Source organism: Agrobacterium genomosp. 2 str. CFBP 5494, from assembly GCF_900013495.1.
Taxonomy (GTDB): domain Bacteria; phylum Pseudomonadota; class Alphaproteobacteria; order Rhizobiales; family Rhizobiaceae; genus Agrobacterium; species Agrobacterium pusense.
On sequence record NZ_LT009718.1, the window covers coordinates 775,624 to 796,575 of the forward strand.

Genomic DNA, 20,952 nt, shown 5'->3' on the forward strand with positions numbered 1-20,952 from the left:
ATATGAATGTCAGGCCGAAACGGCTGCCAGACCCTTTGCCAGATCTTCCAGCAGATCGTCGGTATCCTCGATGCCGCAGGAAAGGCGCAAAGTGCCGCCGGAGATACCGAGTTCCGCCCGTGCCTCGTCTGTGAGGTTCTTGTGCGTCGTGGTGCCGGGATGGGTGATGAGGCTCTTGGCGTCGCCCAGATTGTTGGAAATCTTCACGATCTCAAGCGCGTTCTGCAGCTTGAAGGCCGCTTCCTTGCCGCCCTTCAATTCGAAAGCCACCAGCGTCGAACCACCGGACATCTGCCGTGCAATAATGTCGGCCTGCGGGTGATCGGCGCGCCCGGGATAGATGACCTTGGCGACCTTGCCGCTGTCGGCCAGGAAATCCGCGATCTTCGAGGCATTGGCCGTCTGCTGCTTCACGCGCAGCGGCAGCGTCTCGATGCCCTTCAGAAGCGTCCAGGCATTGAACGGCGACATGGCCGGGCCGGTGTGGCGGAAATAATCCTGCAGCTCTTCCTCAATCCATTTCTTGTCGGAAAGGATCACGCCGCCGAGGCAGCGACCCTGGCCGTCAATATGTTTGGTGGCCGAATAAACGACGATATGGGCGCCGAGTTCGAGCGGCTTCTGGAAAAGCGGTGTGGCGAAGACATTGTCAACGACCACTTTCGCACCGATCTGGTTGGCAAGCTTCGCTACGCCGGCGATATCCACCACTTCGAGTGTCGGATTGGTCGGGCTTTCGAGGAAAAACAGCTTGGTGTTTGGCTGGATTGCCTTTTCCCAGTTGCCGAGATCACGTCCGTCGATCAGCGTGCATTCGATGCCATATTTCGGCGCGAGCGTTTCAACCACCCAGCGGCAGGAGCCGAAGAGGGCACGGGCGGCAACGATATGGTCGCCGGCGCGCAGCTGACACATGATGGCGGCGGTGACGGCGGCCATGCCCGAAGCAAGTGCGCGGGCGTCTTCAGCGCCTTCCAGCAGGCACATGCGCTTTTCGAACATATCATTGGTCGGGCTGGCGTATCGGGCGTAGATAAAGCCGTCGGTTTCACCCTTGAAGCGCGCTTCGGCTGCTTCAGAGTTTTCGTAGACGAAACCCTGGGTCAGATAAATCGCTTCCGACGTTTCACCGTAAGGGGAGCGTAGCGTACCGCCGTGAACGAGCTGGGTTGCCGGGCGCCATTTATTGCTCATGTGATCACCTTCAAAACAAAAAAACCGGCCGCAAAAGCAGACCGGTTCCTAGCACCCGGTCTTTTTAGCCACTTGTTTAACGTGGCTGCAAGCCGACCGGCCAAATCACCACGGGATAAGCTTGCCATACTGCCGTTACCGGCTTGCGTCAATGCTTTCCTTTTGGTTTTGTCGCCGTAAAAAGGAATGACGACCATGATGAGAACCACGGGCATTTTGGCGGATGGCGCAATCCGCGCGCTGTTTGCAGGCGGCAAACTGAAAAGCGAGGCCGATCTCGATGTCGATCAGGTGCAGCCCGCCAGCCTCGACCTCAGGCTTGGCTCCAGGGCCTATCGTGTTCGTGCAAGTTTCATGCCCGGCCCCGGAACCAAGGTCATCGACAAGCTCAATCGTCTCAGCCTGCACGAGGTGGATCTCAGTCAGGGCGCGGTGCTGGAAACCGGCTGTGTCTATATCGTTCCGCTGATGGAAAGCCTTGCGCTGCCGGCGGACATGTCGGCTTCGGCCAATCCTAAGAGTTCCACCGGTCGCCTCGATATCTTCACCCGCGTCATGACCGACAATGCGCAGGAATTCGACAAGATACCGGCGGGATACACAGGTCCGCTCTATCTGGAAATCAGCCCGCGCACCTTCCCCGTGGTGGTTCGCCGTGGCTCGCGCCTGTCGCAGATCCGTTTCCGCATTGGCCATTCGCTGCTGAATGAAAGCGAGCTTCTGAAACTGCACGAGACGGAAACGCTGGTCGCCAGCGAAAGCCCGAACGTGACGGGCGGTGGTATCGCACTCTCGATCGACCTCAAGGGATTTGGCGAAAACGGGCTGATCGGTTATCGCGGCAAACACCATACGGCGGTGGTGGATGTCGACAAGAAGGCCCAGCACGATGTTCTCGATTTCTGGGAACCGCTCTATGCGCGCGGCCGCGCCGAACTGATCCTCGACCCGGACGAATTCTATATTCTCGTTTCGCGCGAAGCCGTCCACGTGCCGCCGCTTTATGCGGCCGAAATGACGCCCTTCGATCCGCTGGTGGGCGAATTCCGTGTGCACTATGCCGGTTTCTTTGACCCCGGCTTCGGCCACGCGCAGGCGGGGGGCACCGGCAGCCGCGCCGTGCTGGAAGTGCGCAGCCATGAGGTGCCCTTTATCCTCGAGCATGGCCAGATCGTCGGCCGGTTGGTTTATGAGCATATGCTGCAGAAACCGGAAGGCCTTTATGGCACCGGTCTCGGCTCCAACTATCAGGCGCAGGGGCTGAAGCTCTCCAAGCACTTTCGCGCCGGATAATGAGCCCCGGCGGGCGCTTGACACCCGCCGCGAACTATCCGATGTCTTGTTTGTGGGTGCGGGTGTAGCTCAATGGTAGAGCAGCAGCTTCCCAAGCTGAATACGAGGGTTCGATTCCCTTCACCCGCTCCAGTCTCCCCTTGATCCCCTCGCCAAAAATATTGGCCCCTGTCTGCTGCCACGTCGGTGGCCGCGGGACTATGTGATTTTGCTTGACTACGATTAAATTGCACGTAATAGTTGATCCAGTCGTAACATGATGGGGAAATGTTATGAGTCGCAAACTTCTTTCTGAATTTTTGGGAACCTTCTGGCTGGTCTTTGGTGGCTGTGGCAGCGCGGTTTTTGCTGCTGCTTTTCCTGAACTCGGCATTGGCTTCCTGGGTGTCGCGTTCGCCTTCGGCCTGACGGTTCTGACCATGGCCTACGCGGTTGGCGGTATTTCCGGCGGGCATTTCAATCCAGCTGTTTCGGTCGGCCTGTCCGTTGCCGGTAAATTTCCGGCAGCAAACCTACTGCCCTATATCGTTGCCCAGGTCTTGGGGGCGGTCGTTGCCGCGGCGGCTCTTTACGTGATCGTCACCGGCAAGGCGGGGGCTGACATTGGCGGTTTTGCTGCCAATGGCTATGGGGAGCATTCGCCGGGGGGATATTCGCTCCTGTCGGCGTTGCTGATCGAGGTTATTCTGACGGCGTTTTTCCTGATCATCATTCTGGGGTCGACGCATGGCAGGGTGCCGGTCGGTTTCGCGCCGATCGCCATCGGTCTTGCACTTACTCTCATTCATCTGATCTCCATTCCGGTCACCAACACGTCGGTCAACCCGGCCCGCTCCACGGGGCAGGCCCTGTTTGTCGGTGGATGGGCTCTGCAGCAGCTGTGGCTGTTCTGGCTTGCCCCGATCGTCGGTGGGGCGATTGGCGCTGTAATCTGGAAAATTTTCGGTGAGGAAGAGAAGGTCGGCCATGCCGGCTCCATCCAGCCCGCACAGACGTGATTAGGAGGCTTTGTTTTTCCGAATGGTCGGGAAAACAAGTGAGGAGGATGACATGGATCTTGCTTCGATATTGGCCCAGATCATCGGCGGTGCGGCTGGTGGGACAGCCGGTGGAAAGATACTGAAGGACTCTGACCTTGGCGCGCTCGGCAACCTGATTGCCGGGGCCATTGGCGGTATTGGCGGTGGAACCGTGCTCGGATCGCTGCTTGGGGCAGCGGGAGACGCCGCAGCCGGCGGTGTGGATATCGGCGTCCTTGCCGGCCAGCTCGTTGGCGGCGGTGTCGGCGGTTTGATCGTCCAGGTCATTGTCGGCCTGATCAAGAACAAGCTTGTTGCACGATAATCGACCGCGCTTGAAATGAAACGGGACGTCTGCCGGACGAAGCGCTCCGGCAGACGTCGATTATATGCGCATCGGTGGGCGAGTTGCGTAAGGCCGGCTTTGGTTTTGCAAACCGCGACGATATCGGCAGAAAATAGAAGCCGCCTTCTGCGACCAGGTAAAGGATCGAAGCGGCAACCGTTTCAGGTAGTGTTGCTAACGCTTGGTACGTGAGGCGTCTTGTTCCAGACGAAAGGCTTGGTTTTTAACTCAAGCACGGCACGCCAGGCCGCCAGAGACAATATCAGCCAATAAAGCGGAATTGCCAGCCAGCGTTTTCCCACCTGCCTCCTCTCGTAATCGATCATCCTGTTCCTGCCCATCAGCACGAATATGGCGTAACTGCCGGCGATGTTCAGCGTATCGGTAAGAAACAGAACGCCCTGCCACGAAAACAGCATGTCTGCACCGCTGTCCCCGATAGCCGTGGCCATCCACGCCACGGAAACGAAGAGCAGGGGATGAGCCATCGACGACACCAGCATGCCGCCGATCAACAGTTGGAAGACGATATAGGAGAGCCATCCCATGCGGCGCGCCGTCGCAACGGGCGCGCGGGTCATCACCAGCCAGCTCTGCAGCCAACCCTTGTACCAGCGTGCCCGCTGGTTGAGCCACACGGGAAGCGTGGTGGGCGCGTCCTCCAGCGTCTGGCGGTATATGACGCCGCATCGATAGCCGAGTTGGTGCAGCCTGAGGCCAATATCGGCATCCTCAGTCACATTGTAAGGATCCCAGGCGCCGACGCGACGCAATACGGCGGTGCGGAAATGGTTGGACGTGCCGCCAAGCGGCAGCGGTAGCCGGTGCGCCGCAAGCACGGGCAACATTGAACGGAACAGACCGGCATATTCCAGGGCGAAACAGGCACTGATCCAGGAAGAGCGCGCATTGCTGATGATAAGCGGCGCCTGCAGGCAGGCCACGTTCTCCGGCTGATGGCGGAAGGTCGCATAGGCTTCACGCAATTGCAGCGGATGTGGCCGATCTTCCGCGTCATAGATGGCAACGAACGCCCCACGCGCGCCGGAGAGCGCATAGGTAAGCGCCTTGGGCTTGGTCCTCGGCAGGGAAGGCGGCACTCTCACGATCTCAATATGCTGTCCGGGATTTAATCTAAGGATGGCGTCGATTGTGGCCCCGTCATCTGCCTCGCAGACGAGCTTGATATCCAGTCGGGATTTGGGCCAGTCGAGCCGCTCCAGCGCGCCGATGAGCTGGCTGACGATGGCGTCCTCACGATAGAGCGCCACCAGAATGGTATAGACCGGCAGATTTCCGTCGGGTTCGAGCGCAGCTGCGGTCGTCGTGTCTTTTTCTCCTGACGTCTGTATCAGCACAAACAGCCTGAACAGCAGTGTGAAGAAATAAAGCATCGTCAGGGCGACGTGGATGACGGCCATGGCCGTCTGCGTGTGAAACAGCAGCGAGAGCGTAAGCAGGGTGACGACGATACCGCTATAAAAGCCCTGATGACCTTGACGCGTGATCCTGGCAGAGTACTGCGGCGCGGTGTTGAAGAGTTGCTGGCGAGCCTCACGACAGCGGCGTGTTTCACCCGCCTTCCAGATCGCATCGCGCATGGCATGCGGCGTCGTCACCACGAGTTCGTCCAGAAGATGCGGATGTCGATCCAGCAGGCTTTTCAGTAATTCCATCCGCGCCAGCTCGGGCACGATCAGAAGTGCTGGTTTACCGTTCGCAGGCGTCAGCCGTAGCAAGCGCGGCTCGGCTAGCTGCGTATCGAGACGATGGACATCTGCGACCCGCTCCGGATCGATCTCCGCGACAAAGGGTAACCGCAAAAACCTGGCGAAAGCGCCAAAATAGGCATCCGTCGCGACAAGGCCGCCGGCGAGCAGTTCCGCTTCCAGCGTCGAGCCGTTTTCCAGCGCCAGCCGTTCGCACGCGCTGATATACGGCTTGCCAAATCCCAGCCCCCGAAGGAAGCGCATGTGTCCGGCTTCACCCCGATCAGGAACCGTCTGGGGTGGATTGTCGCGTATGCGGGAAAATACAATTTTTCGCCCGGCAGGCGTCGTGCGAAACGATTCTCGTGTATAGTGTCGCAAATAATCCATGCACTGCCGCCACCGTCATGGTAACGCCCCACTTCCTGCTGCGGATAGTATAGATGAGAATGACGATTGTAACGCGAAATATAATTCTTGTTTTTACTTTAGTGTTCGCTTTGCAAGTTGTCGGTATTTTCGAAAAGCTTCATGCGGAGGGCCTGTCGGACGGGAACCGCATGCCAGTGCTTTTCGACGCTCAGGAGCGGTTTCCCGGTGGCGACCTTTCCTCCGTCCCCCGCATCAGGTTTTTGATGTCGGTGGATTTTCCGCCCTTCAATTTTACCGATCAGGAAGGCCGGCTTGCGGGTTTCCATGTCGATCTCGTCCGCGAGGTGTGCGCGCAGCTCAAGGTGGAGAGCAAATGTCAGGTACAGGCCTTACCCTTTGACGAGCTGGAGGCGGCTCTGGAGATGGGAGAGGGCGAAGCGGTGATTTCCGGTCTCGCCGTCACGGCCGAGTTGCGCAAGAGCTTCACCTTTTCGCGGCCCTATCTTCTGTTGCCGGCCCGGCTGGCTGTCAACAAGGCGACGAAACTTGCCGGCTCCGGCGCCGACGCACTGTCCGGCAAGAAAGTGGGCGTGGTGACCGGTTCCCGGCACGAACAGATGCTCAAGGCATTTTTTCCCAAGGCGGTGGTTGAGGGTTTTGACGGCTACGAACCCATGTACGGTGCTCTGAAGGCCGGTAAGGTCGACGCCATCTTTGCCGATGCCCTGCGCTTGCCGTTCTGGGTTTCAGGAAGCGCATCCGAAGGCTGCTGCGCTCTTTTTGGGGGGCCTTATATGTCGGACAGGTTCCTCGGCGAGGGCCTTTCCATCATGACGGTCGATCCGGATAATGTGCTGGTGCCGGCCTTCGATCAGGCGCTTGCCGCTCTTTCCCGCAACGGCCGGCTCGAAGAGATCTATCGTCGTTATTTTCCCTACGGGCTCTACTAGGGGAGACCCGGACCGACTCGATTCAACTGAATGAGGCGGGCTCTATTTGACCGCAGCGAAAGCCTCTTCGCTCCGCCGCAGCCGTAGAAGCGCCACCCACACAGCTGCCGCTATGGCGGTTTCGACGATGAAATAGCTGCCGATCGTTCCCGAAATGCTGAAAGACCAGGTGAAGAAGGCAACGACGACGGAGCCTATGAGATTGCCGCTATTCCATATCTTGGCGCGGATATCCTGGCGCCCGGAGGCCCCCAACGCTTCCAGCGCGGTAGCGGCCACCGCCATCGGCAGTACGACCCAGCAAAGCACGCGGGTGATGGTGGGAAGCGAAACATATTCGTCGCCAAATAAAAGCGGCAGGAAGGGCGCGATGATGAAGATTGCCAGCGCACTGCCTGTCGCGATGAACAGCGCCGCTTTCAGCACATTATAGGCGCGTTCGATGGTTTTGCTGATACCCTGCAGCGCTGCAGAGGCGGATCCGGGATAGATGAGCCGGTTCAGAGCCTCGACGGAAAGATAGGAGCTGTCGAGAATCCGGCGGGCGATGGAATAGCTGCCCAGGACCTCCGCACTGGCGATGGCTCCAAGGACGAGAATATCGGCATTGCCGCGTACCGCCTTGAACAGGAACTGGGTGGAGAACAGGATGCCGATGCGAATTTCCTCCCGGACGATCCGAAAGACCGGTCGGCCGAGCCTTCCTATTGCCTTGACGGAAATCACGGCTGCAATCGTGTGGGCGGCGAGGTTCCAGAGTGCCCAGGCCTCGACCGTTTCCACCTTGAAGACGAGGCAGGCAACCACGGCGGCAATGGTGCGGGCGATGGCAAACATCACCTCCAGCTTGTTGGCCGAGGCAAAGTCGGAATGGGCGATGAAGCTTTGCGTGGAAAGCGAAATAACCTTCAGGAGAACGAGGTTGGTGAACAGGATCAGGAAAGTGGTGATCAGCGTGTGCAGCAACGTTTCCGACGTCGGGAAAAACACCGGGATCGTCACCATGCCGATGAGCGTCAGGACCACACCCGTCGCCGCGCTGAGGAGATAACTGTGGCCAAGCATGACGGGGAACATGCCGCGATCCTGCGCCACGCGACGAATGAGCGATTCCTGTGAGCCGATACCGCAAATCTGAACGCCCAGATTGGTCACGGCCGTGATCGAAGCGTAAAGCGCGAATTGTTCGACACCCAGATGGCGGGCTAGCAGCGCGAAGGTCAAGAGCTGGGCGGCGCTGGACATCAGCAGCGCGCCTCCGGATGCCATATAGGCCAATCCAAGTCTGACAAGATGGCCGAGCCGCGGCGTGTTCAACGACACCTCATTCTCCGTTTTTTCCGGCATTGCCGGGCGAATTCAAAAGGACTGTCCCTTTTAAAGTCTTACGAACTGAAAGGGCGGCAACCGGGCGGTACTCGACACCGACGACCTGAATGAATGACAGTTTCTCCTGTCTTAGCCCTGTTGAGGTAAGAGAGGGTTAAAGCAATTACACAATAATGATGATAATGACTGTTTATGGTTATTAGGACATCGCCCGGTTCAGAAGGGTTTCGTTGTTCGTTGCAGGGCAGGTCCATGATCCGATTTTCCGTTGCCGAAGCAGGCTACCATGCCGCGTTTTGCTGATACGCGGTCCATTTCTGCGGAAAACAGCAGTGCCATGTCCCTGTCGGGCGGCCGTCGCGACGCGATTTTTTTTGTCGCCACGATGCTTTACATCTGGATTTCTGTCGCGCCCTTTGAAAATCTCGCGGCGCCGCCCGTGCCGCGCGCCGCCGCCAATCAGCTGACCGGTCTGGTGATCGCGCTGATCCTCGGTGTCTTCGCACTGCGCCATCGTCTGACGGGGCTTTTGCTGAGGCCCCGCTTGCCAATCCTGCTGCTCTTTTCCTGGCTCGCGCTTTGTTCGGTCCTTGGTGCGGAGCCCGGCACGTCGTTGCAGCGCCTGATTTTCACGGCGCTCCTGTGTTTTATCACCAGCGTGCTGGTCGTCATGCCGCGCGACAGGCGGCAATTCGACCGGATGATGGCCGTTTTCGCCATTCTCCTGCTGGCGCTTTGTTATCTCGGGGTTATCTTCCTGAGTTCGCGCGCAATCCATCAGCCTTACGATCTCGATGAGAAGGCGCTTGCAGGCGATTGGCGCGGAATATTCAATCATAAGAACGCCGCCGCGCCGGCAATGATCATTCTTTTCATGGTGGGGCTTTATCTGCGCAATGCCTGGTCCACGCTGGGCGGAATAGCGATCACGCTGCTGGCCGGCTTTTTTCTCTGGAAGACCAACGGGAAAACTGCAGCGATGCTTTTGCCCGTCACCATCGCCCTGGTCTGGGTCATGGAGCGGCATGCCGGGCGGACATTGCTGATGATCGGTGGCCTTCTGGCGTTTCTCAATATCGTTGCAATCGGCTCCACCTATTTCCCGAGCATACAGAGCCTCGTCGAAAGCCTGGGCATCGATTCCACGTTCACCGGACGGACGGATATATGGCGCCTTTCTTTGGACACCTTTGCGCAATCGCCGATCTTCGGGCAGGGATTTCAGGCCTTCTGGACAAGCGACCGGCTTCTGTCGCAGGCCGATATTGCCGAGACTTGGGCGGTCACGGCCTTTCACGCGCATAATGGCTATGTCGAGAGCCTTTTGAATGGCGGACTGCCCGCCTTCGTCCTCACTCTCATATGGCTCGTGATCATCCCCGCAAATGATTTCCGAACAGCGGTGGACAGAGGCACGGATCCCGGCCTGACGCGGCTTTTTGGGCGAATCTGGGTATATGCGCTGCTTTCTTCCTGTCTTGAGAGTAATTTCTTTACCGGAACCGGGCCTATCTGGTCTTCTCTTCTTATTGCGATCTATTGTTTGAGACATCAGGCTTACGACATACTGGAACAGGGACAGTAATTTGCACGGCGGGCCGGGGGGCTAGTATGACGCAGAAAATCGGAACAATCGCAGACCGGGTCAATAACCGGCTCGTGCGGTATTTCCCTGGACCGACGGCGCGGATCGAGACATCCGAACCGATTGTCTCCTTCACATTCGACGATGTTCCGGCGAGCGCCTGGACCAGCGGTGCCCGCATTCTGGAAAACGAGAATGTTCGCGGGACCTTTTATATTTCCGGGGTCTTCATCGACAGGCATGACGAACCGCAGGACATGATTTCCGCTAGGGGCTGTTCGGAACTGGCTACGGCCGGTCATGAGCTCGCCTGCCATACCTATTCCCATCGCAAACTCTCAAGCTTTTCACGGCGAGGGCTGGAAGAGGATCTCGATCGTAATGAAAAGGTGCTGGCCTCGTTCGACGAGAACGGCCACAGGCGGAATTTCTCCACCCCCTTCGGCATGGCTTCGCCACTCATGCAGCCCATGCTGCGGCGCAGGTTCAGGACTGCCCGCGGGATCATGCCCGGCATCAACCGCGGCAGCATCGATCCGCATAATCTTGCTGCCGTCGAATTGCGGCCCGATCCGAACTATCTCGATGCCGCTGATCGCTGGCTTGACGACGTCCTGCAAAACGGCGGCTGGCTCGTCATTTTTACCCACGATGTGTCGTCTGCGCCAAGCTTTTACGGTTGCCCGGAAGACAGGTTTCAGGGTTTCGTGCGTAAGGCGGCATCCGGTGGCGCAAAAGTCATGACGGTTGACGCGGCCGTGACGGCACTCGGCCTCTAAGGCACGGCACAGTGCTGCGCGCTTTTAGCCGTCGCGGTGAAAGCGATTATGACGTGTAGGATATCGGCCTACTGGCTGGCCCATATGATGCGGGCGATCCATTCCACATCGGCCATCTCGAAGCTCCGATTGGGATGCTCAGGATTGAGGGAAAGAAGTTCGATGCTCTTGGGGCTTTGCCGCGCCAGCACCTTGGCCATCACTTCACCGTCACGGCTCTTCAACACCACGCGGTCGCCGCGCCGTACCTGCGCGCCAGGCTCCACGATGAGGATGTCGCCGTCGCGGTAAAGCGGCATCATGCTCTCTCCCTGCACTTCCAGCGCGTAGACTCCCTGTTTGCGTTCGGGAGACGAGGGAAACTCAACCACGTCCCAGCCCTGACCTGCCGGAAAGCCGCCGTCGTCAAAAAAACCGCCGGAACCGGCCTGAGCGAAACCGAGCAGGGGGATGGCACTTTCCGCACCGGCAGGTCGCGTCTGCGCCTTTCCAAAAGCATAACCGAAAAACTGATCCACGCTCGCTCCCGTTGCTTCGAGCACCTTGGAAACGGACTCCGTCGAGGGCCAGCGTTTGCGGCCGTCCGGCCCGAAACGCTTCGACTTATTGAATGAAGTAGGGTCGAGACCGGCACGCTTCGCCAATGCCGAAGGCGTCAGCTGATGGCGTTCGGCAAGCGTATCGATGGCGCTCCAGATCGTCTCATGTGAAAGCATGGTAGAAAGCCCGCAAACGGAGCCGATAGCGGAAAAGCTCCTGTCGTTAACACCTCGAAATCTAGACCATATCCGGTCCGGAGTAAAGGAAGGAAAGGAATAAAATCCTTGCTTACGCCACAAGAGCCGATGTGTTGATCTTGGCGAGCTGGATGACCGCCTGCGTGCGGCTGTCCACCTTGAGCTTCAACAGGATCGCGGAGACATGTGCCTTGATCGTCGCCTCCGAGACATTGAGCTCATAGGCGATTTGCTTGTTCAGCAGGCCTTCTGCCAGCATGCCGAGAACACGGCTCTGCTGCGGCGTCAGCGTTCGCAGCCTGCCGATGAGATCGGCGACATCCGGATCGTGCTCCTTTTCGCCGTGATGGCCGGCCGGTACCCACAGGTCGCCTTCCAGAACCGCGCGGATGCCATCACGGATGTCATCGATGCCGGAGGATTTTGAAATGAAACCGGAAGCGCCGAGTTCGATTGAGCGGCGGACGGTCGTCGCGTCATCCGTCGCCGATACGATGACGATCGGCAGGCTGGAAAACTCTGCGCGCAGCGCCATGAGGCCCGAAAACCCGCTGACCCCTGGCATGGCAAGGTCAAGCAGCATCAGATCCGCATCGTTACGGGCTGCGGCTGCGCGTCTGGCAGCCTCGAAATCACCGGCTTCAACGATGGTCTGGTGTCCGTCGAGGCCGGATACGGCCTGTTTCAGGGCGCCGCGAAAAAGTGGATGATCATCTGCAATGATAATGACAAGTTCCGACATTCTGGCCCCCTCCCAAGGGCATTATGCGGTTCTTTTCCAGTTATTGACTCACTCCCTTTGCCGGTGGTCGAAACACGCCCGGCTCCTCCGCCAAAGGTTGCGCCAATCGGTTCCTCTTTACAAGGAAAAGCTTGTGGACAGGCGGTCTTTCAGGCTTTCAGCAATAAAAATACCGTGGAAACTGTGGACAATCCCCTAGCTTTACGGCAAACCGCGATGGTTGGAAAGCCATGGAGAGCGCATGCAGGAAACGCCCGCGATCATCTATAAAATCGTGCCGGAGACGTTGTGGAACGAGGCCAGGGCAAAGGGTGTCTTCGACGGCGCCGCCATCGACCTGACCGATGGCTTCATCCATTTTTCCACGGCCAGGCAGGTGGCGGAAACAGCCGCGCGGCATTTTTCCGGCCAGGCCGATCTGCTGCTGATTGCAGTCGACGGCGCGGCCCTCGGCGACAAGCTGGTCTATGAACCCTCAAGAGGCGGCGATCTTTTCCCTCACCTTTATGGGCCTCTTCCCTTGACCGCCGTGCTCTGGGAGACGCCGCTTGCACTCGATCACGACGGCCAGCACCAGTTTCCGGAGATTTTGTGATGAGCGGATTATTTTCCTCGATCGGCCGCAAGGGCCTGTTCCTGGTCGATCCGGAAAAGGCCCACGGGCTGTCCATTGCGGCCCTGAAAAGCGGCTTCCTGCCCACCTGCATGGTGCCGCACGATCCGCGACTGCAGCAGACCGTGGCGGGCCTCGTCTTCCCCAATCCGCTCGGCATGGCGGCGGGTTACGACAAGAATGCGGAAGTACCGGGACCGCTTCTGAAGCTCGGTTTCGGCTTCACCGAAATCGGCACCGTCACGCCGCGGGCGCAGGCCGGCAACCCGAAGCCGCGTATCTTTCGCCTTGTGGAAGATGAGGGCGTCATCAATCGCCTCGGTTTCAACAATGAAGGCCATGCCGCTGCGCTGGAGCGTCTGAAGCAGGCGCATCTGCGTGGCATTGTCGGCGTCAATATCGGCGCCAACAAGGACAGTGAAGACCGTATCGCCGATTATGTGCAGGGCATCGAGGCGTTTTATTCGGTCGCATCCTATTTCACCGTCAATATTTCGTCCCCCAACACACCCGGTCTCCGCGACCTGCAGGCGCGCGAAAGCCTTGCCGCCCTTCTCTCGGCTGTGCTGGAACGCCGCAGGGCGGAAGCTGAACGTTTCGGCAGACGCATCCCCGTCTTCCTCAAGATCGCGCCCGATCTGACCGAAGAGGGACTGGACGACGTTGCTGAAGAAGCGCTTGCCCATGATCTGGACGGCCTGATCGTTGCCAATACCACCCTCTCACGCGACGGCCTGCGAGCCAGCCCGCACAAGGGTGAGGCGGGTGGCCTTTCCGGCAAGCCTCTCTTCGAGCTCTCCACCACGGTTCTGGCCAAGGTGCGCCGTCGCGTCGGCGTCAATTTGCCGATCATCGGTGTCGGCGGCGTTTCGTCCCCGGAAACGGCTTTGGAAAAGGTAAGGGCAGGTGCGGATCTGGTACAGCTGTACTCCTGCATGGTCTATGAAGGCCCCGGTCTGCCATCTGCCATCGTCAAGGGCCTGTCGAAGCTGGTTGCCCGTGAGGGCGTGGAATCGATCCGCGATCTGCGCGACAGCGCGGTTGACCGCTGGGCGGATCGTAAGCTGGGCTGACAGCGAGCCTGGAAGGTCGGGGCAGCGCTTCCTCAGGGGCTCTCCCTCCACATCCCTGTGACAAGCACAGGAATGAGGGACGAGGGTGGTTTCCCGCCCTTTACCTCAGGCGCAGAGCACCATCGCCCAATAGGGCCGGTTGCGGCTGGTGGCATCGTAGGCGACCGCCACGCCGAGGCCGTTATAAGGCCCAAGCATGTTTTCGAGGTGGTGTTTGGAGCCGATCCAGGCCTTCACCACCCGCTCCACGCTATCCTGACCGGCGGCCACATTCTCCGCCGCAGGAAGCGGCACATTCCCCTCCTTCATTCGGATCAGGAAACTGTCGGTCAGTCCGATCAGATGCGCCATCTTCTGCGCCTTGACCATGCGTCCGGCCTGATAGGCGGCGGCGCTGCTGGCTGCACCATTGATGGAAAGCGGCGAAAGTCCTTTCGAGCGTCGCAGGTCGTTGACCATTGGAAGCGCCGCTGCGGTCTCATCGCGGGTGCCTGAAGGTACGCCCTTGTTGGTTGGAACGGAAACGCAGGCGGAAAGAACCGAACCGGCGGAAAGCAGCACGAAACCGCGCCGTGTAAGCGTCTGGAGAGAAGTGTCGGTCATGTCAGCGGCGATAGCTCAGAAGGCGCAGGATGATGAAGACGGGAATGACGATCGTGGCGCCCAGGATCAGATAGTCGCCGATCGCCCCCAGCGCATGGAAACCGCTGCGCCACAGGTCGACGACGAAGTCGCGCGCGCCGTAAATGATGTTCCACGGCGTCAAGCCGAAGATCGCCATCAGAAAGCCGACGAGCAGTGAAACCACGAGCAGCTTCACCACCGTTCGGGCCACTGTGTCGCCCAGCAATTTGTTGACCTCACCGGCCATCAGCAAGTCTCCTGTTTTGTCCTGACATATGAAACGGACCACATCGATGCAAGTTTTTGCGCACTATATCGCGCATATCAGCCAATTCCACGAGTGCGCCATGAAATAGGACTTGAGTTTTTTTATGGCTTGATAAATGACAGCGCGCATCTTCTCAGGAATCTTGAATGGCCCCAAACCAGTTTTCTTCCGGTGACGTCATTGCCGACCGCCGGGCGGACTATGCCCGCATGTTGGCGGAGGGCGGTGATTATCCCGCCGCCGCCGAACTCATGGAACAGGCGCTGGAACTAGCGCCACGGTGGACGGCGGGCTGGTTTCGCTTCGGGGAATATCACGAAAAGGCGGGGGAAACGAACAAGGCCGTGGCGGCTTACGAAAAGGTCGCCGAGATGGACGAGGAAGGGCTGTTTGCAGCCGAACTGAAGCTTGCGGTTCTCGGCGCCGCAGAAACACCGGAACAGCCGCCGAGCCGTTATGTGGAAGGGCTGTTCGACGATTATGCCGATCGTTTCGAAACTTCGCTGGTCGAAAAGCTCGATTACAGCGTGCCGCAGAAACTGGCGGAACTGATCGAGAAGGCGGCGGATGGCGGGGTGTTCGACACTGTCGTCGACATCGGCTGCGGCACGGGACTCCTCGGCGTTGAAATCAGAGCCTTCGCAAAACGGCTGGAAGGTTTCGATATTTCACAGAACATGCTTGCCAAGGCGGAGGAAAAAGATCTCTACGATCACCTCGGCCAGGCCGATCTTTCCCTCGAAGCGGAAACTTCGGGGCTCTTCACCACGACCCTGGCGCCGAAGCGCGCCAATCTCGTCGCCGCCGCCGATGTAATGATGTATCTCGGCAGTCTCGAAACCGTCATGCCCCTCGTTTCCGCCCTGTTGGCGCCCTCCGGCTTCTTTGCCTTTTCGGTTGAGGATGCGGCAGGGGAGGATGGTTTCGTTCTGCGGGAATCCCTTCGTTACGCCCATTCGAAAACCTATGTCAGCGGTCTTCTGGAACGGGCGGGTTTTGATCTCATGGAAATTCGCAAGACCACCATTCGCAAGGATGCCGGAAAACCCCTTTCCGGCATTCTTTTTCTTGCCCGGGCCAAGGTCTGAACATCTCATTTCTTTCCATTTTCTCGATAGGTCAGCCTTCCTTACGTATCCATCTTGATCGGGTTCGTTTTGCAGTGCAAAATATGAAAGAAACCGAGGGCAAAGCTTGAGAACGAGAAGCGTTTACGGCATGTGGAGTTCCGATCCGGCCAGACACGCGCCGGTGGAAGACGTGCAGGGCATCGTCACCGGCGCCATTGTCTCGGCGCTCGGCTTTTATCTGCTGGCCAAGGTCGGCCTTTTGACGGGCGGGACCGCAGGTGTCGCCTTTCTTCTGCATTATGCCTTCGGCATCAGCTTCGGGCTGCTGTTCTTCCTCGTCAATCTGCCATTCTATTACTTGTCCTTCCGTCGGCTCGGCCTTGCCTTTTCCTTCAAGACATTCATCGCCATCGGCCTTGTTTCGGTGCTGACGGAAGTGGAAGCGCGCTGGATGGTGATCGACAGCATCAATCCGCTGTGGGCGGCGCTGCTCGGCGGTCTGCTGCTGGGTTACGGATTGCTGGCGCTTTATCGCCACCGCGCCAGCCTTGGCGGCATCGGCATTCTGGCCATCTATATTCAGGATCGCTTTGGCATCCGCGCCGGCCTGATCCAGCTCGCCTTCGATGCCTTCGTCATGCTCTGTGCTTTCCTCGTCATCGATCCGGTCACGGTTGTCTATTCGATCGTCGGCGCCTTTGTCCTCAACATGTTTCTGGCCATCAATCACCGTTCGGACAGATATATCGTCGTGCGCTGAGCGAGGGTGGTTGAAATCTCCCGCACTTCAGCGCAATAGCTCGGCAGGGCTTGGTATTCAGGGGACAAGGCATGGACGATACGAGCGCGCGCAGGCGTCTTAATCTTTGGGCCTCCGCGCCGGATCGTCATTCGCTGCTGGAAGACGCGCAGGGCGTTCTTGCGGGCAGCATGCTGGTATCGCTCGGCGTCACGCTGTTTTCCGCAGCCGGTCTTTTGACGGGTGGCACGGTTGGTCTGGCGTTCCTCGTGCATTACGGTACCGACCTCAGCTTTGGTACGGTCTTCTTCCTCGTCAATCTGCCGTTTTATTATCTCGCCTTCCGCCGCCTCGGCCTCGCCTTCACGGTGAAGACCTTCTGCGCCATCGCTCTGACAGCGCTGCTGTCGGAATATATGCCCGGCTTTTTCGCCTTTCAGAGCATCAATCCGGTTGCCGCAGCACTTTTCGGCGGATTGACGGTTGCGGCGGGCATGCTGGCGCTGTTTCGTCATCGCACCAGCCTCGGCGGTTTCGGCATTCTGGCGCTTTATCTGCAGGATCGTTTCGGCTGGCGCGCCGGCCTCGTGCAGCTCGCCTTTGACGGCATGGTGCTGGCCTGCTCATTCTTCGTTGCCACACCTTTTGTCATTATCTGCTCCGTTCTCGGAGCACTGGTTATGAACCTCACGCTTGCTATCAATCACAGGAACGACCGCTACATTGCCATGTAGCGGTCGCCGGTCGCGGGTTTGCGAGGTCAGGCCGCCTTCGCAGCCGCATCAACCGGATGCTGCGAGCGGAAACCGACGGCAATACGGTTCCAGGTGTTGATGGCGCCGATGGCCACCGTAATCTTCACGATTTCCTCATCGGAGAAATGTGCTTTCAGCGTTTCGAAGGCATCGTCCGGAGCTCCGGTCTCAGCAATCTTCGTCACTGCATCCACCCAGCCGAGCAATGCGCGTTCCTGTTGTGTGTAAACGGGAGATTCCCGCCAGACGCTCATCAGGTTGATCCATTGTTCGGAAAGCCCGTCATGGCGGCTTTCCTTTACATGCATATCCACGCAGAAGGCACAGCCATTGATGATCGAGGCACGCAGCTTGATGAGGTGAACGAAACGGCGTTCAAGTCCGCTGCCCTGAACGTAATTTTCAAGCGCCATGACGGCCTTGAAGGCTTCGGGGGATGCTTTGGCATAGTTGATACGGGTTTTCATGGGTCTCTCCGTTGGTTGGGTCAGTTTGAAGTCATGCGTCATCAGTCCGGAAAGCGACGAAGCCCTCCAGCGTAGATCGGTTTTTCTTCGGAGCCTGTTTTCCAGTCTCAGCGCGCTGCTGTCTTGCGCTCGTTCAACTCCAGGAAGGCACAGCCACGCGCAGCAATTCCACCATCGTCAGTGGCGGCAAGATCGCCCAGAATATCGGCAATGGTGGTTTTGGCGAGTTCGGCCCTATAGACCTTCTCTGCCTTCAACATCGCTGCATTGATACCACAGGGCTTGGTGAAATACCGGCCCGGCAATGGGTTTGGACCGCGTTGCCGGATTTCCGCGCAACGGAAAGCCGGCTGCGGCCCTTCAACGGCCAGAACGATGTCCAGCAGGGTGATCTTGTCAGTCGGTCGCGCCAGACGATAGCCGCCCTTCGGCCCCGGCACCGTGGCAACTATTCCCGCGCTGGACAATGATTGCAGGTGCTTCAGAAGATAGCTGGTGGAAACGCCGTGGAATTCCGCGAGCGCGGCCGCGGACAACACGCCGCCTTCGGAAAGTCCCGCCAGCATTCCCACGCTGTGAATGGCCTGTTCAACGCCGTCCCCGAGTTTCATCGGTCTTTTCCATGTCCTGTTGCTGCGCTATCATGGACATTATTTATCCATGATTATGTTTTCCTGTCAAGCGGCCCTGTTCCGCCCTTCTTTTTCTCAGGTTTTTCACTACGTTAAAGGCGTGGAACACACCGAGCCCCCCATTTCCGGCATAGATGTCGGCACCTTGCCCCTTTCATTCCAGAAATGGTTTGTCGAAAAAGGGTGGTCTCCGCGCGCCCATCAGCTGGAGCTTATGGCGCGGGCACGGGGCGGCGAGAACATGTTGCTGATCGCGCCCACCGGTGCTGGCAAGACGTTGGGCGGCTTCATGGCCTCGCTCACCGACCTGACAGAGCGGGGCAAGATACCGCCTGGCTCCGGCTTTGTCGGCGTGCACACCCTCTACATCTCACCGCTGAAGGCGCTTGCAGTCGATATCGAGCGTAATCTCACCAAGCCCGTTTCCGAAATGGGTCTGCCGATTGTCATCGAAACCCGCACCGGCGATACGCCCCAGGCGAAACGCCAGCGCCAGAAGGTGCGCCCGCCGGATATCCTGCTGACCACACCGGAACAGGTCTCGCTGCTGCTCGCCAACAAGGAGGCCGAGCGCTTTTTCCGTGACCTGAAATATGTGGTGCTGGATGAGCTGCATTCGCTCGTCACCTCCAAACGCGGCCATCTGCTGTCGCTGGCGCTCGCCCGCGTGCGCCGGCATGCGCCCGATGTCCGTTTCATCGGCCTTTCGGCCACGGTGGCGGAGCCGATGGATTTGCGCCGTTATCTTGCACCGCAGGGGCAGGGGAAGCCGCCCGCCGGTTTGATAACCGTCGAAGGCGGTGCAAAGCCGGATATTTCCATCTTGCACACGGAAGAACGCATCCCATGGTCCGGCCATTCAGCACGTTATGCCGGAAAGGACTTATACGAAGCGTTGAAGCAGCATCAGACGACGCTGGTGTTTGTCAACACACGCTCGCAGGCGGAAAGGGTCTTTCAGGAGCTCTGGACGATCAATGACGACAATTTGCCGATCGCACTGCATCACGGCTCGCTGGATGCCGGGCAGCGCCGCAGGGTGGAAGCGGCCATGGCGGAAAACAGGTTACGTGCCGTTGTTGCCACCTCCACCCTCGATCTCGGCATAGACTGGGGTGACGTTGACCTTGTCGTGCATGTCGGCGCGCCGAAGGGCGCTAGCCGCCTCGCTCAGCGTATCGGCCGTGCCAACCACCGCATGGATGAGCCGTCAAAGGCGATCCTCGTTCCCGCCAACCGCTTCGAGGTGATGGAATGCCGGGCAGCGCTGGATGCCAACTATATCGGCGCGCAGGATACGCCGCCGATCGCCGAAGGCGCGCTTGATGTTCTCGCCCAGCACGTACTCGGCATGGCCTGTGCCGAGCCTTTCGATGCGGATGAACTTTATCGCGAAGTCACCAGCGCCTCGCCCTATGCCGACCTGCCGCGTGCCACCTTCGATCGGGTGGTGGATTTTACTGCCACCGGCGGCTACGCGCTGCGCACCTATGAACGTTATGCCCGCATCCGCCAGATGAAGGACGGTCGCTGGCGCGTGTCCAATCCGGCGGTAGCGCAGCAATATCGCCTCAACCTCGGCACCATCGTCGAGGCGGCGGAACTCAATGTCCGCATGGTCAAGCGCAATGCCAAGGGCACGGTCGGTCGCGGTGGCATGTCGCTCGGCAAGGTCGAGGAATATTTCCTAGAGCAGCTGGTGCAGGGCGATACTTTTCTCTTTGCCGGCAAGGTGCTGCGGTTCGAGGGCATCAGGGAGAATGAATGCCTGGTCTCACAGGCCTTTTCCATGGATCCGAAGATACCCTCCTATGCCGGTGGCAAATTTCCGCTTTCCACCTACCTGGCAGATCAAGTGCGCTCCATGCTGGCAGACCCGACACGGTGGCATGCCCTGCCGGATCAGGTTCGCGACTGGCTGGCAATCCAGAAGGAGAAGTCGATCATTCCCAAGCGCGACGAGCTATTGGTGGAGACCTTCCCCTTCCGTAAGCGCTTCTTCATGGTCATGTATCCCTTTGAGGGACGGCTGGCGCATCAGACGCTCGGCATGCTTCTGACGCGGCGGCTGGAGCGGGCCGGGGCAAAACCGATGGGTTTCGTCGCCACCGATTATTCGCTGGCCATCTGGGCCATGGAGGATATCGGCATGCGGCTGAAGTCTCGCCGCCTGTCGCTGGCCGACCTTCTCGATGAGGACATGCTTGGCGACGATCTGGAAGCATGGCTTGACGAATCCTTCATGCTGAAACGCACCTTCCGCAATTGCGCAGTCATTTCCGGGCTGATCGAACGCCGCCATCCCGGCAAGGAAAAGACCGGCCGGCAGGTCACGGTGTCCGCCGATCTTATTTATGACGTTCTTCGCAGCCATGAGCCGGATCATATCCTGCTGGAAGCGACGCGACGGGATGCCGCAGCAGGACTTTTGGATATTGGCCGTCTTGGCGATATGCTGAAGCGAATCAAGGGACACACCACGCATCGCGCGCTGGAGCACGTCTCGCCCCTCGCCGTTCCGGTCATGCTGGAAATCGGGAGGGAGACGGTGGCGGGCGAAGCGATGGACGATGTGCTGGCGGAAGCCGCTGATGAGCTGATCGCCGAGGCCATGTCCTGAAATATGCCCATGTGCTGAAGTATGCATTGAAGGAAC

At 58.8% G+C, this 20,952-nt stretch carries 21 protein-coding genes, 1 tRNA gene and 1 riboswitch; of the genes, 13 read left to right on the top strand and 9 right to left on the bottom strand.

Annotated elements, in window-relative coordinates; translation table 11 throughout:
- Positions 1–9: 9 nt before the first annotated feature.
- Complete coding sequence (locus tag AGR2A_RS03640; RefSeq protein WP_006698949.1) at positions 10–1,194, bottom strand: O-succinylhomoserine sulfhydrylase; 1,185 nt, start codon at positions 1,192–1,194, stop codon at positions 10–12.
- Positions 1,195–1,237: 43 nt separating this feature from the next.
- Positions 1,238–1,316, bottom strand: a riboswitch (SAM riboswitch).
- A gap of 73 nt (positions 1,317–1,389) precedes the next feature.
- Here AGR2A_RS03640 and AGR2A_RS03645 point away from each other — a divergent pair.
- The 4 genes from AGR2A_RS03645 to AGR2A_RS03660 all read left to right on the top strand — a co-directional run bounded on the left by AGR2A_RS03645 (position 1,390) and on the right by AGR2A_RS03660 (position 3,831).
- On the top strand, positions 1,390–2,487 hold the full coding sequence (locus AGR2A_RS03645; protein ID WP_072494856.1) for a 2'-deoxycytidine 5'-triphosphate deaminase: 1,098 nt from the start codon (positions 1,390–1,392) through the stop codon (positions 2,485–2,487).
- Between the two features lie 58 nt (positions 2,488–2,545).
- Positions 2,546–2,619, top strand: a tRNA-Gly gene (locus AGR2A_RS03650).
- Between the two features lie 140 nt (positions 2,620–2,759).
- Positions 2,760–3,485 (top strand): aquaporin Z, encoded by a 726-nt coding sequence (aqpZ, locus tag AGR2A_RS03655; RefSeq protein WP_006698951.1) that lies wholly within the window; start codon positions 2,760–2,762, stop codon positions 3,483–3,485.
- Positions 3,486–3,537: 52 nt separating this feature from the next.
- On the top strand, positions 3,538–3,831 hold the full coding sequence (locus AGR2A_RS03660; RefSeq protein WP_004439782.1) for a hypothetical protein: 294 nt from the start codon (positions 3,538–3,540) through the stop codon (positions 3,829–3,831).
- Positions 3,832–4,013: 182 nt separating this feature from the next.
- Here the strand turns inward: AGR2A_RS03660 and AGR2A_RS03665 are convergent, their stop codons facing one another.
- Positions 4,014–5,951: a glycosyltransferase family 2 protein gene (locus tag AGR2A_RS03665; protein ID WP_080822403.1), complete on the bottom strand. Its 1,938-nt coding sequence runs from the start codon at positions 5,949–5,951 to the stop codon at positions 4,014–4,016.
- A 170-nt stretch (positions 5,952–6,121) separates the two neighbouring features.
- On the opposite strand from AGR2A_RS03665, the gene AGR2A_RS03670 reads away from it, so the two are divergent.
- Positions 6,122–6,883, top strand: coding sequence for a transporter substrate-binding domain-containing protein (locus tag AGR2A_RS03670; RefSeq protein ID WP_072494857.1), 762 nt, complete (start codon positions 6,122–6,124; stop codon positions 6,881–6,883).
- Positions 6,884–6,925: 42 nt separating this feature from the next.
- On the opposite strand, the gene uppX is transcribed toward AGR2A_RS03670, so the two are convergent.
- Entirely contained in the window at positions 6,926–8,230 is a 1,305-nt protein-coding gene (uppX, locus tag AGR2A_RS03675; protein ID WP_072493953.1) for a Wzx-type polysaccharide biosynthesis protein UppX, read from the bottom strand.
- A gap of 268 nt (positions 8,231–8,498) precedes the next feature.
- Between uppX and uppY the strand changes: the two genes are divergently transcribed.
- Together uppY and AGR2A_RS03685 are read left to right on the top strand one after the other, a co-directional pair.
- Entirely contained in the window at positions 8,499–9,797 is a 1,299-nt protein-coding gene (gene uppY, locus AGR2A_RS03680; protein WP_072493954.1) for a Wzy-type polysaccharide biosynthesis protein UppY, read from the top strand.
- 26 nt (positions 9,798–9,823) lie between these two features.
- Positions 9,824–10,576, top strand: coding sequence for a polysaccharide deacetylase family protein (locus tag AGR2A_RS03685; protein ID WP_004439791.1), 753 nt, complete (start codon positions 9,824–9,826; stop codon positions 10,574–10,576).
- Positions 10,577–10,644: 68 nt separating this feature from the next.
- On the opposite strand, the gene AGR2A_RS03690 is transcribed toward AGR2A_RS03685, so the two are convergent.
- Positions 10,645–11,292: a S24 family peptidase gene (locus AGR2A_RS03690; RefSeq protein ID WP_004439793.1), complete on the bottom strand. Its 648-nt coding sequence runs from the start codon at positions 11,290–11,292 to the stop codon at positions 10,645–10,647.
- 112 nt (positions 11,293–11,404) lie between these two features.
- Positions 11,405–12,055: a response regulator gene (locus tag AGR2A_RS03695; RefSeq protein ID WP_006698958.1), complete on the bottom strand. Its 651-nt coding sequence runs from the start codon at positions 12,053–12,055 to the stop codon at positions 11,405–11,407.
- Between the two features lie 241 nt (positions 12,056–12,296).
- On the opposite strand from AGR2A_RS03695, the gene AGR2A_RS03700 reads away from it, so the two are divergent.
- The gene (locus tag AGR2A_RS03700) at positions 12,297–12,650 is read left to right on the top strand and encodes a DUF952 domain-containing protein (RefSeq protein WP_004439797.1); all 354 of its coding nucleotides are present in this window, start codon (positions 12,297–12,299) and stop codon (positions 12,648–12,650) included.
- Positions 12,650–13,741, top strand: coding sequence for a quinone-dependent dihydroorotate dehydrogenase (locus AGR2A_RS03705; RefSeq protein WP_072493955.1), 1,092 nt, complete (start codon positions 12,650–12,652; stop codon positions 13,739–13,741). Before AGR2A_RS03700 ends, AGR2A_RS03705 begins: the two co-directional genes overlap by 1 nt.
- A gap of 105 nt (positions 13,742–13,846) precedes the next feature.
- Here AGR2A_RS03705 and AGR2A_RS03710 read toward each other — a convergent pair whose 3' ends face one another.
- Both AGR2A_RS03710 and AGR2A_RS03715 read right to left on the bottom strand, forming a co-directional pair.
- A complete protein-coding gene (locus AGR2A_RS03710) occupies positions 13,847–14,344 on the bottom strand; it encodes a CAP domain-containing protein (RefSeq protein WP_004439804.1) in 498 nt (165 codons plus the stop codon).
- Position 14,345: 1 nt separating this feature from the next.
- On the bottom strand, positions 14,346–14,612 hold the full coding sequence (locus tag AGR2A_RS03715; protein ID WP_004439806.1) for a DUF6460 domain-containing protein: 267 nt from the start codon (positions 14,610–14,612) through the stop codon (positions 14,346–14,348).
- Positions 14,613–14,779: 167 nt separating this feature from the next.
- Here AGR2A_RS03715 and AGR2A_RS03720 point away from each other — a divergent pair, with 167 nt between their 5' ends.
- The 3 genes from AGR2A_RS03720 to AGR2A_RS03730 all read left to right on the top strand — a co-directional run bounded on the left by AGR2A_RS03720 (position 14,780) and on the right by AGR2A_RS03730 (position 17,176).
- Positions 14,780–15,721, top strand: coding sequence for a class I SAM-dependent DNA methyltransferase (locus AGR2A_RS03720; RefSeq protein WP_072493956.1), 942 nt, complete (start codon positions 14,780–14,782; stop codon positions 15,719–15,721).
- Between the two features lie 130 nt (positions 15,722–15,851).
- Positions 15,852–16,463, top strand: a complete 612-nt coding sequence (locus AGR2A_RS03725; protein ID WP_072493957.1) for a YitT family protein — start codon at positions 15,852–15,854, stop codon at positions 16,461–16,463.
- Positions 16,464–16,534: 71 nt separating this feature from the next.
- The gene (locus AGR2A_RS03730; RefSeq protein ID WP_004439810.1) at positions 16,535–17,176 is read left to right on the top strand and encodes a YitT family protein; all 642 of its coding nucleotides are present in this window, start codon (positions 16,535–16,537) and stop codon (positions 17,174–17,176) included.
- A 26-nt stretch (positions 17,177–17,202) separates the two neighbouring features.
- Here the strand turns inward: AGR2A_RS03730 and AGR2A_RS03735 are convergent, their stop codons facing one another.
- Positions 17,203–17,664: a carboxymuconolactone decarboxylase family protein gene (locus AGR2A_RS03735; protein ID WP_006698962.1), complete on the bottom strand. Its 462-nt coding sequence runs from the start codon at positions 17,662–17,664 to the stop codon at positions 17,203–17,205.
- A gap of 107 nt (positions 17,665–17,771) precedes the next feature.
- Positions 17,772–18,275 carry an RrF2 family transcriptional regulator gene (locus AGR2A_RS03740; RefSeq protein WP_004439813.1) on the bottom strand — a complete coding sequence of 168 codons (504 nt, stop codon included), beginning with the start codon at positions 18,273–18,275 and terminating at the stop codon, positions 17,772–17,774.
- A 49-nt stretch (positions 18,276–18,324) separates the two neighbouring features.
- Between AGR2A_RS03740 and AGR2A_RS03745 the strand changes: the two genes are divergently transcribed.
- Entirely contained in the window at positions 18,325–20,916 is a 2,592-nt protein-coding gene (locus AGR2A_RS03745) for a ligase-associated DNA damage response DEXH box helicase (RefSeq protein ID WP_223215410.1), read from the top strand.
- Positions 20,917–20,952: the final 36 nt, after the last annotated feature.

Excerpts from the sequence above, each read along its gene's own strand:
- AGR2A_RS03705 (WP_072493955.1), top strand. The coding sequence starts at position 12,650 with ATGAGCGGATTATTTTCCTCGATCGGCCGCAAGGGCCTGTTCCTGGTC.
- AGR2A_RS03665 (WP_080822403.1), bottom strand. The coding sequence starts at position 5,951 with ATGGATTATTTGCGACACTATACACGAGAATCGTTTCGCACGACGCCT.
- AGR2A_RS03685 (WP_004439791.1), top strand. The coding sequence starts at position 9,824 with ATGACGCAGAAAATCGGAACAATCGCAGACCGGGTCAATAACCGGCTC.
- AGR2A_RS03700 (WP_004439797.1), top strand. The coding sequence starts at position 12,297 with ATGCAGGAAACGCCCGCGATCATCTATAAAATCGTGCCGGAGACGTTG.
- AGR2A_RS03720 (WP_072493956.1), top strand. The coding sequence starts at position 14,780 with ATGGCCCCAAACCAGTTTTCTTCCGGTGACGTCATTGCCGACCGCCGG.
- AGR2A_RS03695 (WP_006698958.1), bottom strand. The coding sequence starts at position 12,055 with ATGTCGGAACTTGTCATTATCATTGCAGATGATCATCCACTTTTTCGC.
- AGR2A_RS03640 (WP_006698949.1), bottom strand. The coding sequence starts at position 1,194 with ATGAGCAATAAATGGCGCCCGGCAACCCAGCTCGTTCACGGCGGTACG.
- AGR2A_RS03660 (WP_004439782.1), top strand. The coding sequence starts at position 3,538 with ATGGATCTTGCTTCGATATTGGCCCAGATCATCGGCGGTGCGGCTGGT.
- uppY (WP_072493954.1), top strand. The coding sequence starts at position 8,499 with ATGCCGCGTTTTGCTGATACGCGGTCCATTTCTGCGGAAAACAGCAGT.
- AGR2A_RS03690 (WP_004439793.1), bottom strand. The coding sequence starts at position 11,292 with ATGCTTTCACATGAGACGATCTGGAGCGCCATCGATACGCTTGCCGAA.
- aqpZ (WP_006698951.1), top strand. The coding sequence starts at position 2,760 with ATGAGTCGCAAACTTCTTTCTGAATTTTTGGGAACCTTCTGGCTGGTC.
- AGR2A_RS03710 (WP_004439804.1), bottom strand. The coding sequence starts at position 14,344 with ATGACCGACACTTCTCTCCAGACGCTTACACGGCGCGGTTTCGTGCTG.
- AGR2A_RS03735 (WP_006698962.1), bottom strand. The coding sequence starts at position 17,664 with ATGAAAACCCGTATCAACTATGCCAAAGCATCCCCCGAAGCCTTCAAG.
- AGR2A_RS03670 (WP_072494857.1), top strand. The coding sequence starts at position 6,122 with ATGCCAGTGCTTTTCGACGCTCAGGAGCGGTTTCCCGGTGGCGACCTT.
- AGR2A_RS03740 (WP_004439813.1), bottom strand. The coding sequence starts at position 18,275 with ATGAAACTCGGGGACGGCGTTGAACAGGCCATTCACAGCGTGGGAATG.
- AGR2A_RS03730 (WP_004439810.1), top strand. The coding sequence starts at position 16,535 with ATGGACGATACGAGCGCGCGCAGGCGTCTTAATCTTTGGGCCTCCGCG.
- AGR2A_RS03725 (WP_072493957.1), top strand. The coding sequence starts at position 15,852 with ATGTGGAGTTCCGATCCGGCCAGACACGCGCCGGTGGAAGACGTGCAG.
- AGR2A_RS03715 (WP_004439806.1), bottom strand. The coding sequence starts at position 14,612 with ATGGCCGGTGAGGTCAACAAATTGCTGGGCGACACAGTGGCCCGAACG.
- uppX (WP_072493953.1), bottom strand. The coding sequence starts at position 8,230 with ATGCCGGAAAAAACGGAGAATGAGGTGTCGTTGAACACGCCGCGGCTC.
- AGR2A_RS03645 (WP_072494856.1), top strand. The coding sequence starts at position 1,390 with ATGATGAGAACCACGGGCATTTTGGCGGATGGCGCAATCCGCGCGCTG.
- AGR2A_RS03745 (WP_223215410.1), top strand. The coding sequence starts at position 18,325 with ATGATTATGTTTTCCTGTCAAGCGGCCCTGTTCCGCCCTTCTTTTTCT.